The organism is Sphingobacteriales bacterium (assembly GCA_016706405.1).
Classification (GTDB): domain Bacteria; phylum Bacteroidota; class Bacteroidia; order Chitinophagales; family UBA2359; genus BJ6.
In genome coordinates this window covers 340,382-355,279 of record JADJJT010000003.1, presented here as the reverse complement: position 1 = coordinate 355,279, position 14,898 = coordinate 340,382, and the positions used below count along the sequence as shown (strand labels likewise).

At 39.0% G+C, this 14,898-nt stretch carries 13 protein-coding genes and 1 tRNA gene; 8 read left to right on the top strand and 6 right to left on the bottom strand.

Annotated features, from left to right (window positions below; translation table 11 throughout):
* Positions 1–303: 303 nt before the first annotated feature.
* Positions 304–813 (top strand): DUF922 domain-containing protein, encoded by a 510-nt coding sequence (locus IPI59_13395; GenBank protein ID MBK7528511.1) that lies wholly within the window; start codon positions 304–306, stop codon positions 811–813.
* 88 nt (positions 814–901) lie between these two features.
* Here the strand turns inward: IPI59_13395 and IPI59_13390 are convergent.
* Positions 902–991 (bottom strand) — tRNA-Ser (locus IPI59_13390).
* Positions 992–1,163: 172 nt separating this feature from the next.
* Here IPI59_13390 and IPI59_13385 point away from each other — a divergent pair.
* Positions 1,164–2,078, top strand: a complete 915-nt coding sequence (locus tag IPI59_13385; GenBank protein ID MBK7528510.1) for a hypothetical protein — start codon at positions 1,164–1,166, stop codon at positions 2,076–2,078.
* 64 nt (positions 2,079–2,142) lie between these two features.
* On the opposite strand, the gene IPI59_13380 is transcribed toward IPI59_13385, so the two are convergent.
* From IPI59_13380 to IPI59_13365, 4 genes are all read right to left on the bottom strand, one after another.
* Complete coding sequence (locus tag IPI59_13380) at positions 2,143–3,828, bottom strand: AarF/ABC1/UbiB kinase family protein (protein MBK7528509.1); 1,686 nt, start codon at positions 3,826–3,828, stop codon at positions 2,143–2,145.
* 158 nt (positions 3,829–3,986) lie between these two features.
* The gene (locus IPI59_13375; protein MBK7528508.1) at positions 3,987–4,472 is read right to left on the bottom strand and encodes a hypothetical protein; all 486 of its coding nucleotides are present in this window, start codon (positions 4,470–4,472) and stop codon (positions 3,987–3,989) included.
* A 202-nt stretch (positions 4,473–4,674) separates the two neighbouring features.
* The gene (locus tag IPI59_13370; protein ID MBK7528507.1) at positions 4,675–5,172 is read right to left on the bottom strand and encodes a hypothetical protein; all 498 of its coding nucleotides are present in this window, start codon (positions 5,170–5,172) and stop codon (positions 4,675–4,677) included.
* Positions 5,173–5,211: 39 nt separating this feature from the next.
* On the bottom strand, positions 5,212–6,510 hold the full coding sequence (locus IPI59_13365; GenBank protein MBK7528506.1) for a hypothetical protein: 1,299 nt from the start codon (positions 6,508–6,510) through the stop codon (positions 5,212–5,214).
* Between the two features lie 276 nt (positions 6,511–6,786).
* Between IPI59_13365 and IPI59_13360 the strand changes: the two genes are divergently transcribed.
* The 4 genes from IPI59_13360 (at position 6,787) to IPI59_13345 (ending at position 12,387) form a co-directional block, all read left to right on the top strand.
* Entirely contained in the window at positions 6,787–7,584 is a 798-nt protein-coding gene (locus IPI59_13360; GenBank protein ID MBK7528505.1) for a TatD family hydrolase, read from the top strand.
* 36 nt (positions 7,585–7,620) lie between these two features.
* On the top strand, positions 7,621–8,952 hold the full coding sequence (locus tag IPI59_13355) for a DUF58 domain-containing protein (GenBank protein MBK7528504.1): 1,332 nt from the start codon (positions 7,621–7,623) through the stop codon (positions 8,950–8,952).
* A 187-nt stretch (positions 8,953–9,139) separates the two neighbouring features.
* A complete protein-coding gene (locus IPI59_13350; GenBank protein ID MBK7528503.1) occupies positions 9,140–11,413 on the top strand; it encodes a M1 family metallopeptidase in 2,274 nt (757 codons plus the stop codon).
* A gap of 44 nt (positions 11,414–11,457) precedes the next feature.
* Positions 11,458–12,387, top strand: coding sequence for a bifunctional molybdenum cofactor biosynthesis protein MoaC/MoaB (locus IPI59_13345; protein ID MBK7528502.1), 930 nt, complete (start codon positions 11,458–11,460; stop codon positions 12,385–12,387).
* Positions 12,388–12,401: 14 nt separating this feature from the next.
* On the opposite strand, the gene IPI59_13340 is transcribed toward IPI59_13345, so the two are convergent.
* On the bottom strand, positions 12,402–13,256 hold the full coding sequence (locus IPI59_13340) for a hypothetical protein (GenBank protein MBK7528501.1): 855 nt from the start codon (positions 13,254–13,256) through the stop codon (positions 12,402–12,404).
* Positions 13,257–13,309: 53 nt separating this feature from the next.
* On the opposite strand from IPI59_13340, the gene IPI59_13335 reads away from it, so the two are divergent.
* Complete coding sequence (locus tag IPI59_13335; protein ID MBK7528500.1) at positions 13,310–13,735, top strand: OsmC family protein; 426 nt, start codon at positions 13,310–13,312, stop codon at positions 13,733–13,735.
* Positions 13,736–13,865: 130 nt separating this feature from the next.
* Positions 13,866–14,897, top strand: coding sequence for a class 1 fructose-bisphosphatase (gene fbp / locus IPI59_13330; protein MBK7528499.1), 1,032 nt, complete (start codon positions 13,866–13,868; stop codon positions 14,895–14,897).
* Position 14,898: the final 1 nt, after the last annotated feature.

Below are 14,898 nucleotides of genomic sequence, written 5' to 3'. Positions count from 1 at the left end.
AGATTTTAATTTACAAAATAAAGCACAAAAACAAGTTTGTAAATTTAACGTTATTTAGCCGTAATTACCTCGATGCACAAAGTTAATTCACTATTGTTAAATATACAAACCTTTGAGCTACGACCCAATAAAATTAATTTTTTATCCGGATAAACAGGAATAACTATGTTGCCAAACATTATTTCGATATACATTTTTGTGCTTATAAACCTTGCAAGTTTTTCAGGTGCAATTTCCTATAATTTTTTTCACAGCTACTCACGCGGGGCTAACACAGAAATAATTTTACTAAAAAACGATCTCGTGTGCCATCATTCCGAACGAGTGTTAGAAACTCAAAAACTATGGGACTTAAACGACCCCTTGGTTTGGGATGATTTTAAAGGCGAACCAACCAACGACAAACGTATTGCTGCCCTTACTTATTCGGCCATAATATATAGTTATTTTTGCGATTCGACCAAATATTTGAATTGTACGGTTAAAGCTACTTTTAAGCCCGATTTGTCGTGGGTGCGCAACGAGGCAAAAACAAAGGATGTTTTGGCACACGAACAATTACATTTTGATATTACCGAATATTTTGCCCGTAAACTGCGCCTTCATTTGCTAAACAAACAATTTGCTTGTAACGACACATTACAATTAGTTGCCGAAGCGAACCTAATCTTAGACCAATGGCGCGCTTACGATAAAGAATACGACCACCAAACCCATTTTAGCCATCATAAAGAAATGCAAAACATATGGGCATCAAAAGTGGCAAAAAATTTAGCCGACCTGAAAATAATGGCTACCGAAACGCTTGATTAAAACCCAACACAAATATAAAATGCCTTTCTAAAACAAAAAAACCTTCTAATGCAAATATTTTGCGCTGCATTAAAAGGTGAAGATTGGGCGGAAAGAGGGGGATTCGAACCCCCGGTACCCGGTTTAGGGGTACACTTGATTTCGAGTCAAGCCCATTCAACCGCTCTGGCATCTTTCCGGGGGCAAAGATACAGTATGTTCTGGAAATAACAGAAAAATAAACACCTTACTCATAAATTAATTCGGGTTTGATTAGAAGTAATATCCGGATAAAGCACAATGTAGGTAAAGCAACAGGTTTTGTTAAATTTATACTTTAAAAATGATAAAATAACCTACCTTTACCGCCCATGTTAAGTCCGCAAAATTTACCTTCGCAGTTGATTTCAATAGTGCAAGCCCCCCAATTTGACGATATTTGGGACCTGCACTTACATAATTTGCCTCTAATTGCTCAAAACTGCCACCAATTAGAGTGCCATATAGTAGTTTGCCCTTACCACCGGGCCATCCAAGCTGCCGATTTTCATTTTATGCCCTTCGAAGAATATATTAACGACCTTGCATCGAAGCATACATCTACCTATCGGACAATTAATGACCGCGCCCATAAATACTTTGGTTTGAGTTTGGGAGCTATCTTGAGTGCTTTTATTGGTTATTACAATCCCAAAGATTTATTGACTGTCGAGGGATTAATTGGAATATTTGGTGCTTATCTTTTGGGCAAAGATTTATGGGGCGATTTGGCGCGCTTTTTAGAATTACAAACTCAAAACTGGCGTTTGCGCTTTACCGAGCAGTACTATGCTTACGAACTGCACACCAGCACAACCATTGCTACTTACAACAAATTAGCCAAGCAACGGCGTTACGGCAGGGCACAAATAACACCGCAAAAAATTGATTTTATTGAGCATAGTAACTCGCAAACATTGCGTTTATGCTTTAGTAGTGCCGAGTTAAAGGCGCAGTTAGATGAAACCTACCATTTATTGTCCATCCATGTGAATAAAGATAAACAAACTAATTTTAGCCCCGATAATTTGCTTTTGGGCTTAAAACTTAGTTTTAACACTAAAAAATGGTTTGGCTGGCGGTGTTTTGAGGTGTTTCAATCTTTAGATGGCAATAAGCCGGGCTGCATTACAACAGATAATACCTGGATTGATGAGGGTGTTTTTTACCGGATTACCCGGCGATGGAAAAGGCTTAAGTACTTTAAGAGTTTAGGTGTTTTAAATGGTATCCGGATGTTTAAGTGAACTTTATACTAGGCCAAATAAAATAAAACGGCTGTGAAACATTAATTACTGTTTCTTGTTCAGTTTAATCGGGTTCGTTGGTTCGCTGTATCATGCGCCACAAAACCAACCCAAACATTAGGGCCAAACCTATGGCCACAAGACTAAAATAGGGTAAGCCATTATCGGCGTAATACCATGCCGGAAACTGCGCGTTAAACATAATAGCCGCAGCAATTAACAAAGAACATATAATTAACGATAATACAACTCTGTTAACAGCCCGGTTTGCCGAGTTTAAAATAGGATGATAATTAACCGGCTCGTGTTGAAAGCGCAGTTTACCTTTCCGGGTTTGGACTAAAATATCCCTGACCTCAACCGGAAAACTGGTTAAGAAATCGCCTAACTGGGTAAAGCGTTCCAATAAATCATCGGTTAAACTGTCTTTCGAAAGTTTTTCGCGGATTAATTTAGCGCCAAATGGCTTGATAAACTCATAAGTTTGGAAATTAGGGTGAATGGCCTTGCCAATACCTTCTAAAATTGCCAATGCCCTAAAAATAATAAAAACGCTTCCCGGTATCCGGAGCCGGTAATTATAGGTAATTTTTTGCAAGCGGCTGCTCATTTCGGCTATATTTGACTCGCTTACGTCTAACAAGGCAAAATCTTCAATTAACTCGTTTAGGTCGTACTCAAGGGCGCGCATATCGGTAATTTCGGCTTCGAGGGCTAATTTGCGCAGGTTTTCGGCCATAAATCGGGCATTTTGTTGTGCCATGCCTACAAATACGCCGGCAAGTGCATATTTGTCTTTGCGCATAAGGGTGCCTATCATGCCAAAATCAATTAAGCAAATGGTACCTTCGTTAGTTATAATAATATTGCCTGGGTGGGGGTCGGCATGAAAAAATCCGTGCTCAAAAATTTGTGTCAAGTAAATATCCATGCCCATTTCGGCCAAAAGTGGCGGGTCAAGCCCCCACGCTGCAAGTTGTACTACGTCGGTAATTTTACAGCCATCAACAAACTCCATGACTAACACTTTGCTGGTGCTAAATTCTTTATAAACAGAAGGCACGTAAAATTTTTTGTAGTTTCTGTAGGCGTGTTTAAAGGTTGAGATATTGCGGGCTTCGTTGGTATAATCTAATTCTTTTTGAATACTTCGCTCAAAAGCATCAACGGCATCTATGGCGTTTACAATTCCGTTTCGCTCTAAAATGTGTTCGGCTCGGTTTACTAAGTCGCGAATAATCAACAAATCAGTTCGCACTCGTTTTGCCACGCCCGGCCTTCGCACTTTTACCACTACTTGCCGTCCGTCTGCTAAAATGGCTTTATGAACCTGCCCTATTGATGCTGAGCCTACGGGCTTTTCGTCGAATTGGCTAAATATGTCGGCAAGGGGTAATTTGAGTTCTTCTTCGATGATGCTTTTAACTTGATTGAAAGGGAAGGGCGGCACTTCGCTTTGCAATTTTTGTAGTTCAATAATAAAATCATCCGGAAGTAAGTCGGGTCTGTTACTCAATACCTGACCGAACTTTATAAAAGTAGGGCCTAAATCTTCGCAGGCCAACCTAATACGTTCCCAACGGGTATAATCTAAAATGGGCTTATCATCTCTAAGCCATTTTAATTTGCGGTTTTTAGTAATGAGGTTTTGCAGCGAGGTGTTAGAAACCAAATCTTCGAGGCCATATTTTAACAACACCCCTAAAATTTCGCGGGTACGTTTAAGGTTTTGAATAGTTTTTCCAAAAATCATAAAAATTTGTGCGGCATTGCTTGTAGTGGCACTTTGGGCAAAGATACAGTATTTTGTGTTAGTATAGACAGCATCTAATTAAAATGCAAAAATGCCGCTTTGCAGTAATCTGAAAAGCGGCATTAAAATTATTGAAAAAGTTTTTAATGGGTCAATTATTTAGTTAAGGTATAATCAATATTGTATAAAGTAGTTAAACCTTTTACGGCCAAACTAATTGCTTGATTATTGCTGCTGATTTGATAAACGCGCAATACTTGGTTGGCGGTTGTATTAGTTATTGAATTGTAAGTAATTGCAATATTACTGCTGTCAGATTTTGCCTTGAAATTAATGCTGATATTGCTGCCCGAGGCTTGCCAGGTAAAATTGGTGCCGGCAATATCGTCAAACAAAACGCCGGGCAAAAGGGTGGTGTTGGTGTTGCCGGTTCCATTGCTGTTAAAAGTTATATTCCCTAAATTGCTTACACTCGAGTCGGGTAATAATTCGCTGGAGAAGGAAAGTTTTGATACTGCCCAAGTGCCGCCAGTTAAATTAGGCCCAACCTCGCCCGAATCAATGGGTTCTCGGGTGCAGGCAAAAAAAACAACTGATATTGAAAACAAACCAAGGAAGTAAAATAAAATGCGGGTCGTCATGTTTTTATTTTGAAAAAATTATGTAAAATAAGGTAATATGTTTTTTACCTCACATTAATTCGACCAGATTTGCCTAAAAAAGTTAAATCCGGAAATAAAAAACGCAGCCGCAAAATTCTTTCTTGCCTTTCTTGAATTTTAATAATTCGTATATTGTGTCTGTTTATCTAGAAAAATAAGAATACCTTTTAGTTTGGCGTTATCATGCCGGACATAATTGTTTAGCCCATGTTTTGCTCAAGGGCAGTTCCCAATTTTGGTCAAGTTCGCTTTTTGTAGTAATTATATTATTAAATATTAAGGCATCATCAGTTATTACCCCTTTTTTATACATATCGGGCAAGTTTGAGGTGGATGTAATGGCAATTTGCCCTCCATTCTCATTGGTTCGGTAGGCAATATTTGTGCGCTGAAAAAGGTTAATACCCAACTGTTTTTGCAAACTGTGAAGGCAAATAATTGACTCGTCAATACTGCAGCCCGAAGCCGGATAGTAAGTCTCATCAACAGCCAAAATAATAAACCAGGCATGGTGTACCCCTGCGTAGGCTTTTAAACCTGCGCCATGGGCAACCCAAGTATAGACAAAATTTTGCAGCACGCGGTTAGCTTGCTCAATTTGTGCTTCAGTGAGCATTTTATCGCTTTGGTAAACCCAAACACGGGCAGACGGCGGCATATTTTCTATATTTTCGAACATAAGTCAATTTATATATAAATATTATTTACTTCGTGTTAATTACTCGTTGTTTTCGAGCAGCAATTCGCCTAACCTATTTTTATTGATGGTAACTGACTTAAACAATTCTGTGTTTTCAATGTTCACGTTTGGGGTTTTGTTTTTTAGTAAATTAAGGGCTAATTCATACCGGTTATAGGCATCTTTATTTCTTTTGAGCTTTTCTAAAATTTGAGCCTGAACATATATATTTTCAAAAATTGGCTTTTCTTTGGCTATGGGTTCAATCCATACAATAGCTATATTCCATTCATTTTTTTGCCCTTTGTCGGCAAAAACTTGGCATATATTAGTTATGATAGCCGCATCAACACGGCCATAATTATTTTTATTAGTTAAAAATTCTTTTGTGTATTCAAAAAATTGGCTCAAATCATCTAATCCTTTATAATATTGCTGTGTAATTATAAAAAGTACAATTTCTTCGTTGGGCAGTTTAGCTTGGTGCAGCAGGTTTAAAGTTTGTTGAAATAAGTTTTGGTCGCGGCGGTATGCGCAGGTATCAGCCGAGGCAAGCAAAGCATCGGTTACCTTTTGGGTGTACATATCGCGCGCTATACTTTCTTGCAAGTCTCTATTGTTTATTAGTAAGGTCAATGCCTCTGACAAAATATTAGTTGAAAATCGTAAAATGGCAGTATTATACATATTTATATTACACAACCCTGTTTCGTTTTTGCAAATTTGGCAGTATAAATTGGCTATGTCGTTAAAATTTCGGCTATTTTCCTGCAATTTACAAGCGTAATAAAATAAAAACTCGGGCTCGCGGTTTTGCTCTGCGTACAAGCCATCCATTTCGGGCAAGCTTAATTTTTTATAATCGCGCGTCAGCAAAGGGGTTAAGGTAGGTACTGAAATATGAGCTAAATTTAGTGTTTCTAATAACAAGTCGGTAAATTTTCTTATATGTTGTTGTCCGTATGCTTCATGTACTAAAACTCTATCACTCGATACAAATAAAAATGAAGGCAAGGGTGCATTATAGGCTTCCTCAAAGTCTAATTCATGCTCTAAGTCTTGCTTGTGAATTTGTTTACAAAGGAAATATTTGTTTAATAAATATTGTGCCTTTTTGTTTTGATTAATTTCTTCTAATAATCTTTCGTAGTAATTGTTTTCCGGATTAGTTACATAAATAAACACAATTTTTTTGGCGGTATCAGCAGTTTGCGCGCCAGCTTGTTCAAGCAAACGAGCTATCCTTTCTGTGTTTCTAAAGTAGGAATTAGCATTTTGCCCACTTTGTGCAAGTACTCGAAAAGGTGCAAATGCACTAATGATGAAAGCAACCAGCAAAAAAATAAAAAATTGGCGCTTCTGCTGATAGAACCTAAATTTTCCTTTCATAAAAAATGTTTTAAAGCCTACTTGAGCGCGTATTAAAAAGCTAATCTTTGGCAAATTTACTTAGTTTTAATAAAAATGCCAAAGTCAAAATATTCCGGATATAATATAGTTACATCAAATTATAAGCCAACTTTGCATTTAACACCAATGTTTCCTTTAAAAAAACAATACCTTTGCCTTATATTTCTAACTATTTGAGTTAAATATAAACTTGATAACAAAAATATGGTTTTCTGCGATACACACAGTCATTTATACTTCGAGCATTTTTTTAAAGATATAGACGAAGTTATTCAAAGATGTATTACTGAAAATGTAAAATATATATTTTTGCCAAATGTTGACGTAGAAACAATAGCGCTACTAAAAAACTTAAAAGCAAAACAGCCAAATTTATTTTATCCAATGATGGGGCTGCATCCTTGCTCGGTCGATGAAAATTACCTAAACACCCTCAACCTCATAAAGCACGAGCTATATACAAACCGCCATTTTTATTGCGGAGTTGGCGAAATTGGCCTCGATTTTTATTGGGACAAAACTTTTACCCAAGCGCAATACGAAGCATTGAACCTACAAATTGACTGGGCACTCGAACTAAACCTGCCCATTGTGTTACATTGCCGCGAGTCTTTTGACGAAACATTTGAAATTGTCCAAAAAAAACACAACGGCAGTTTGCGGGGTATTTTTCATTGCTTTTCAGGAAGTATGGCAGATGCAGAGAAAGTACTGAGTTTGCCCGGATTTTTCCTTGGTATTGGCGGAGTGGCAACCTACAAAAAAAGCAATCTTCCGGATATTATATCAAAAATTCCACTTCAACGCATCTTGCTCGAAACCGATTCGCCATATTTAGCGCCCGAACCTTATCGCTCCTCAAAAAATAAAAACGAAAAACGCAACGAAAGCAGTTATATTCCAATCATTGCCCAAACTGTGGCACAAGCCCAAAATTGCAGCCTCCAGCAAGTAGCCCAAATTACTACGGCAAATGCCCTCAATTTGTTTGCTGTAAATTAAATATTTACCATATTATTAAGGAAAACAATAATGGCTATGCTTAATTTTTTTAAAAACATATTTTTTCTGCCCCGCTTTTATGTACTCATTGCGGCAACAGTAAGTTTGTTTTGTTTAAGTTTTGCATGGCCAATATTATTTGTTTGGGCGCAAATTGCCCTTTTTACAACTTGTTTTTTTGTTTTGCTAGATGTTTTGCTGCTGTTTAGCCGCCCGGCAATTAACGGCAACCGCTTATTGCCCGACAAACTCTCGAACGGCGATTTTAACACCATTCGTATTCAGCTAAACAATAAATACCCTTTTGCGGTAAACGTTAAAATTATTGACGAGTTACCCATTCAGTTTCAGTCGCGGCATTTTTTGCAAACAGCCCAAATTGAATCAGGTAAACTGCACACCTTAAATTATCAGCTTAAACCAGTCGAAAGAGGCGAGTATCGGTTTGGTGCTTTGCATACTTATATTGCCAGCCCAGTTGGTTTGGTTCAGCGTCGCTACACTTTTGGCAGTGAGGTTATGGTGCCAACATACCCCTCGTTTTTACAAATGCGGCAATACGAGTTGTTGGCATTTTCGAGGCGGCTAAGCGAGGCCGGCCTCAAAAAAATTCGCCGTATTGGCCACAGCCTCGAATTTGAACAAATTAAAGAATACGTGTCTGGAGATGATTACCGTACCGTAAACTGGAAAGCCAGTGCAAGGCATAACCAATTAATGGTGAACCAATTTGACGATGAAAAATCGCAGCCTGTTTACTGCCTTATCAATATGGGGCGCGTTATGCAAATGCCTTTTGAGGGCTTAAGTTTGCTCGACTATGCCATTAATGCCAGTTTAGTGATGTCAAATATTGCCATACGCAAAGGCGACAAAGCCGGGCTTTTAACTTTTTCTCACCAAATAGGGTCTTTTGCGCCGGCTAAAAAACAGGGCAACCAAATGTATTTATTACAAGAGTTGTTATATGCCCAAAAAACCAATTTTTTAGAAGCCGATTACGAAAAACTGTATTTAAACATCAGGAGGCGGCTTAGCCAGCGCAGTTTATTGCTTTTGTTTACCAATTTTGAAACCACAACCAGCCTGAACCGGCAATTACCTTACCTTCAAAAATTGGCAAAACAACATTTATTGGTGGTTATTTTTTTTGAAAATACCGAGCTGCGGCAACTGCTAGCTTTAAAAACTAACGATATTGAAGACATCTATATTAAAACCATAGCCGAAAAATTTAATTTCGAAAAACGCCTTATCGTCAAACAGCTTCAAGCACACGGCATACAAACCATTTTAACCCAACCTAAATCATTAACTGTAAATACCATTAACAAATATTTAGAGTTAAAAGCGCGCAACCTCTTTTAAATATCCGGAATATTTAAGGCCGCTTGCGAATAGATATAAAATAGAAATTAACTTGTCCTTATCCGGCTATAAAATTGAACCATTCTAAGCTTTTACTGCCCCTTGAAATTCAGCTTTCCGGAAAGTGAAAATGATGATCTTGCGAAAAAATGTATTAAATTTGCCTGCCTAAAAATTAGCCCAATTTATGCCTATCTTTTTAATCCGGATATTTTTGTTTGCCTTACTTACTTTTACTTTTGCTCAAACTACAGTTATAGCGCAAGATAAGAGCAAATTTAAACAACTACAAGAAGAATTGCCCACGCCCAATGTTTACCGCAATGCAGCAGGCGCACCAGGCCACCAATATTGGCAAATGCGTGCCGATTACACTATGGATATTGTTTTAGACGACGAAAAAAGACGACTTTCGGGCGAGGAAACCATTACCTATTACAACAATTCTCCGGATGTATTAGATTATTTATGGCTTCAGTTAGACCAAAACCTGTTCGATAAAAATAGCGAAACTCCCCTTGTTCAAAATTCTACTTTCGATGACCACCCTTCGCTTACAGATATAGCCAAAATTAGTGCTGATTTTGATGGCGGCTTCAAAATAGAATTAGTACGCGACAAAAAAACTGAAAATAATTTGCCCTACACCGTTGTTAAAACCATGATGCGTGTTGAGCTACCTAAACCTCTCCAGCCAAACGAAAAATATAGTTTTAGCATAAAATGGTGGTATAATATTAACGACCGCTTGCGTTTGGGAGGCCGCTCGGGTTACGAGTATTTTGCAAAAGACGATAACTGTTTATATACCATAGCCCAGTTTTTTCCGCGAATGGCTGTTTATAGCGATGTCGAAGGCTGGCAACACAAACAATTTTTAGGGCGGGGCGAGTTTGCCCTTACATTTGGCGACTACGATGTGCGCATTACCACCCCCGCCGACCACGTATTAGGGGCAACGGGAAGTTTGCAAAACCCAAACGAAGTATTAACCGCCGAACAGCGCCAACGTTTTGAAAAATCAAAAACATCGGCCATCCCCGTGGCCATTGTTACCGAAAACGAGGCCGTGGCAGCCGAAACTAAAAGAAGCACGGCTAAAAAAACCTGGCATTTTAAGGCCGAAAATGTACGCGACTTTGCTTTTGCCACCTCACGCAAATTTATTTGGGATGCCATGGGCGTACAATTACCCACTAATTTTGTAATGGCAATGTCGTACTACCCCAAAGAAGGCAACCCGCTTTGGGGCGAATATTCTACAAAAATAGTAGCACATACCTTAAAATCTTACTCGAAATTTACTTTCGATTATCCTTACCCAGTTGCCAGCTCGGTACATTCAGACCAAATTGGAATGGAATACCCTATGATTTGTTTTAACTTTGGCCGCCCAAACAGCGACGGCACTTACAGCGACCGCACAAAATATAGTATGCAGGGCGTTATAATACACGAAGTGGGGCATAACTGGTTTCCGATGATGATAAACAGTGATGAAAGGCAATGGGCATGGCTTGACGAGGGGCTGAATAGTTTTATCGAATATTTAACTGAACAAGCCTGGGACCCTAACTTCCCGTCTCGCCGAGGTCCGGCAGTTAAAATTGCCGATTATATGAAAAGTGATCCCCAATCCCTTGAACCTATTATGACAAACCCCGAAGCAATTAAACAATTAGGCAATAATGCCTACGGCAAAACGGCTGCCGGCCTCAATATATTGCGCGAGATAATAATGGGACACGAATTATTTGACTACGCTTTTAAAACATATAGCAACAGATGGAAATTTAAACATCCTGAGCCTGCCGATTTTTTCCGGACAATGGAAGATGCATCCGGAATTGACCTTGATTGGTTTTGGCGCGGGTGGTTTTACTCAACCAATTATGTTGATATTGCCATTGATAATGTAAAATGGTATCAAATTGACCCCACTGACCCCGAAGTTAAAGAAGCGATTCTAGCCTTAGAAAAAGAGATGACAAACCCCGATGAAAAAAAATCAGATAGCAGCGAACGACCTATTACCCAGAATGAGACTGATACTTCGACATCCGGAAAAATGAAGGATAGCAAATACTGGCAAAACATCTTGGCGCAAAAACGCTATCAAAAACAATATATTACCTTAGATCCGGGCGACAAAACCCTGCTCAGCCCCGAAAATCATTACTACGAAGTTAAATTTTCGAACAAAGGTGGCCTTGTTATGCCCTTGTTACTTGAGTTTGAATATGTAGATGGCTCCACCTCAAAAACATATATTCCAGCAGAGGTTTGGCAACAAAACGAGCAAACGGTAAATAAAATTTTTGTTACAAAAAAGGAGCTGCGCCGCATAACCCTCGACCCCAATTTGCTAACCGCCGATACCGATACGGGAAATAATGTTTTTCCGCGCACTGCCGAACGCACAAAATTAGAAGAGTTTAAGCAACGTCAGAAAAACAAGTGATTAATTTATAAGTTGAATACGATATAATAATAATAATTTTTTACATGGTAAATATTACACATAAAACAAGCACTTTGCGTGTTGCCATCGCGCAAGCCTTGGTAAAATTAAGCAGCGCAGCTACACTTACAGCTATTTTAGACAAAAAAGTACCTAAGGGAGATGTGTTTGAAGTTGCCCGCGTAGCCGGATTGTTTGCTGCCAAACGCACCAGCGACTTAATACCCGACTGCCATCCGTTGCCGATTGAATTTACACAAATAAATTACCAAATTAACCCCGCCGACCTAATTGTTCAAATTATTGTTGAAATACACACCATTTACAAAACAGGCGTTGAGGTCGAGGCAATGCACACGGCATCGGTGGTGGCCTTAACCATGTACGATATGTTGAAGCCCATTGACAAGGGTATTGAAATCCAGCAAATAAAATTATTAGAAAAACATGGTGGAAAGTCAGATTTTAACGACGAAGAGATTGGCAAATTAAAGGCGGCTGTCATGGTTTGCTCTGACTCAATATCATCCGGAAAAAAAACAGATAAGGCAGGCTTAACCATCATTGAAAAATTGGCAAAATACGGTATCGAAAATCCAGATTACATCATAATTCCCGATGAACCTGAGCAAATTAAAACGCAGGTTTTGGAGTTTTGCCAGCAAGAGTTTCATTTGGTTGTTATTACCGGAGGTACGGGCCTGTCAAAACGCGACCAAACCCCCGAGGCTCTGCATCCGTTAATTGACCGCGAAATACCCGGCATAGCCGAAGCCATACGCGCTTATGGCCAACAGCGTACTCCTTACGCTATGTTGTCGCGGAGTGTAGTGGGCTTTGTAGGTAAGACGTTAGTAATGGCTTTGCCCGGCTCAACAAGGGGGGCAGCCGAGTCGGTCGATGCTGTTTTTCCGGCAATATTGCATGTTTTTAGTGTCGGAAAAGGAAATCAACACAAACAAAAGAAAACGTAACTCAACCTAATAGTTTATTTACGGGCGCCAAGCATTAGTTGAAGGTAAAGGCTGGTAAATAAGTATTTATTTTTGATGCTTAAATCATCATTGGTAGCCATTATAGGCGGAGCACCAATTTTAAGTTTGCTGTTTTCCTGACCTTTGTCGCGCGTGAGTGCGGCATGTACCTGTACAGATACTCCCGCTTCGAGGGCTTTTATGGTTTTATGTGTTTTGCCCCAATCAAACAAAACTGCCATTTTACCCGTAGCACCCGGATGAAAACGAAGTTCGGTTAGGCCATAAAATAATCCGGAGGCGCAAAAAATACGGTCTTTGCTGCTGGTATAATATTGTGCTGTTTCGGGGGTATATTTTACATTGCGGGTAATAATTCGGTCTTCAACAAAATTTTCAATAATTTCTAAATAATAAGGTTTGGTTATACCCAACGAAGGGCCACCAGCATATAAAAGCGAAACTTCGATGCCGTGGCGGCGTGCTTTTGAGGCTAAAACTTTCGCCCTTCCAAAGCTAACGCTAAGGCCTACAAAATTATTAATTTTGCCAAAAATATAACCACCAGTACCGCCATTTGCCGAAGTAAATGGGCTTTGCTGCCTAACTTCGCGGGGGTGTTTTAAAACGGTAAAGCTATATTCTTTGAACGTTTTTTTGAAAATACTGTTAATTTTGCTTTGTCTAAAGGCCAAACCCCAACCATTTGTATGAATAAGTCCGCCGCCGCTTATTTCCTTTCGGTACAACAAATCATCGCCTGTTAGCACGTCTTGACTTATAGTTTGCTGCCCAAATAGGGGTAAAGAGGCAAAAAACAAAAAAATTAAGGTTAGGCAAAAACGTATCGAATAATGTATTTTAATCATTATATTATAGCTTAAAGTTTATTTCTACAATTTATTAAATTTATATTTATTATATGACGAGTCGTATTTTTTATACCGATAATTTGCGCACACAAGCAACCCATTTACAGTCGGGTGCGGTAATTATTACCGATGCACCTGTAGATAACCAAGGCAAAGGCGAGGCTTTTTCGCCAACCGATTTGGTTGCAACGGCCTTAGGTAGTTGCATGCTTACCATTATGGGCATTGCGGCAAACAAGCACGAGCTAAATATTGCCCAAACCCAGGTATATATTACTAAAATAATGCAAGCACAACCAAGACGAATTGCAGCCATTGAAGTATCAATTATTTATCCGGATGAAATTGCAATAAATCTTACCGACAAAGCGCGTACCATATTACAGAACGCAGCTAAAACGTGTCCGGTGGCTTTAAGTTTACATCCTGATATTGAAATAAGGTTAAATTTTGTTTACGGCACTTCAAAGGTATAACATTAAGCGGTAAAACAGATTGGCAAATACCACTTTTTTGTAAATATTTGCTTAATTTTTCCGAAATTTGCAGCTAAATTTAATTAGTTACCGTCTTTAAACGTAAACTCTCACCTTAACTTTTTTAATTATGCCTACACATAAAGTTATAACCTTGCACGAGTTTATTTTATTGGCTCAAAAACAGTATGCTACCGCAACGGGCGAGTTGTCGGGCTTATTGACCGACATTGAACTGGCTGCCAAAATTGTAAACCGCGAAGTAAATAAAGCCGGATTAGTGGACATACTCGGCTCAACAGGCAAAAGTAATATTCAGGGCGAAGAAGTTAAAAAATTAGACGTATTTGCCAACGAAACTTTTATTTCGGCTTTGCGCAATAGCGGCGAATGCTGCGGAGTGGCCTCCGAGGAAGACGACGATTTTATTGCTTTTGATGTAGAAAACTCAAAAAATGCTAAGTACGTTGTTTGTATTGACCCCTTAGACGGCTCATCAAATATTGATGTAAACGTGTCAATTGGTACTATTTTTTCAATTTTACAGCGAGTTTCGGAGGAGGACGTTTGCACACTATCCGATTTTTTACAGCCCGGATATAAACAAATAGCAGCCGGATATGTCATTTATGGCTCCTCAACTATGTTGGTTTATACCACAAAAAATGGAACTGTAAACGGCTTTACGCTTGACCCTTCTATTGGTGAGTTTTGCCTTTCGCACCCTAATATCCGGATACCCGAAAACGGCAGTATCTATTCTATAAACGAGTCGTACCAAAAGCAGTTTTCAACGGGTGTAAATGCGTTTATTAAATACTGCAAAGAAGAAGACAAGTCAACCAAGCGGCCATTTAGTTCGCGTTATATTGGCTCGATGGTAGCCGATTTTCATAGAAATTTAATTAAGGGAGGAATCTTTATTTACCCGGCTACTGCTAAATCGCCCCAAGGGAAATTGCGCCTTTTGTACGAGTGCAACCCTATGTCGTTAATTGTTGAACAAGCAGGTGGCATGGCCACAAACGGCCATCAGCGCATATTAGAACTAACTCCGGATAAATTACACCAACGAACACCTATTTTTATCGGCTCTCGAAATTTAGTCCAAAAAGCTATTGATATTATGAATCAATACGATGCAAACGCCTTGAGCCAATAAT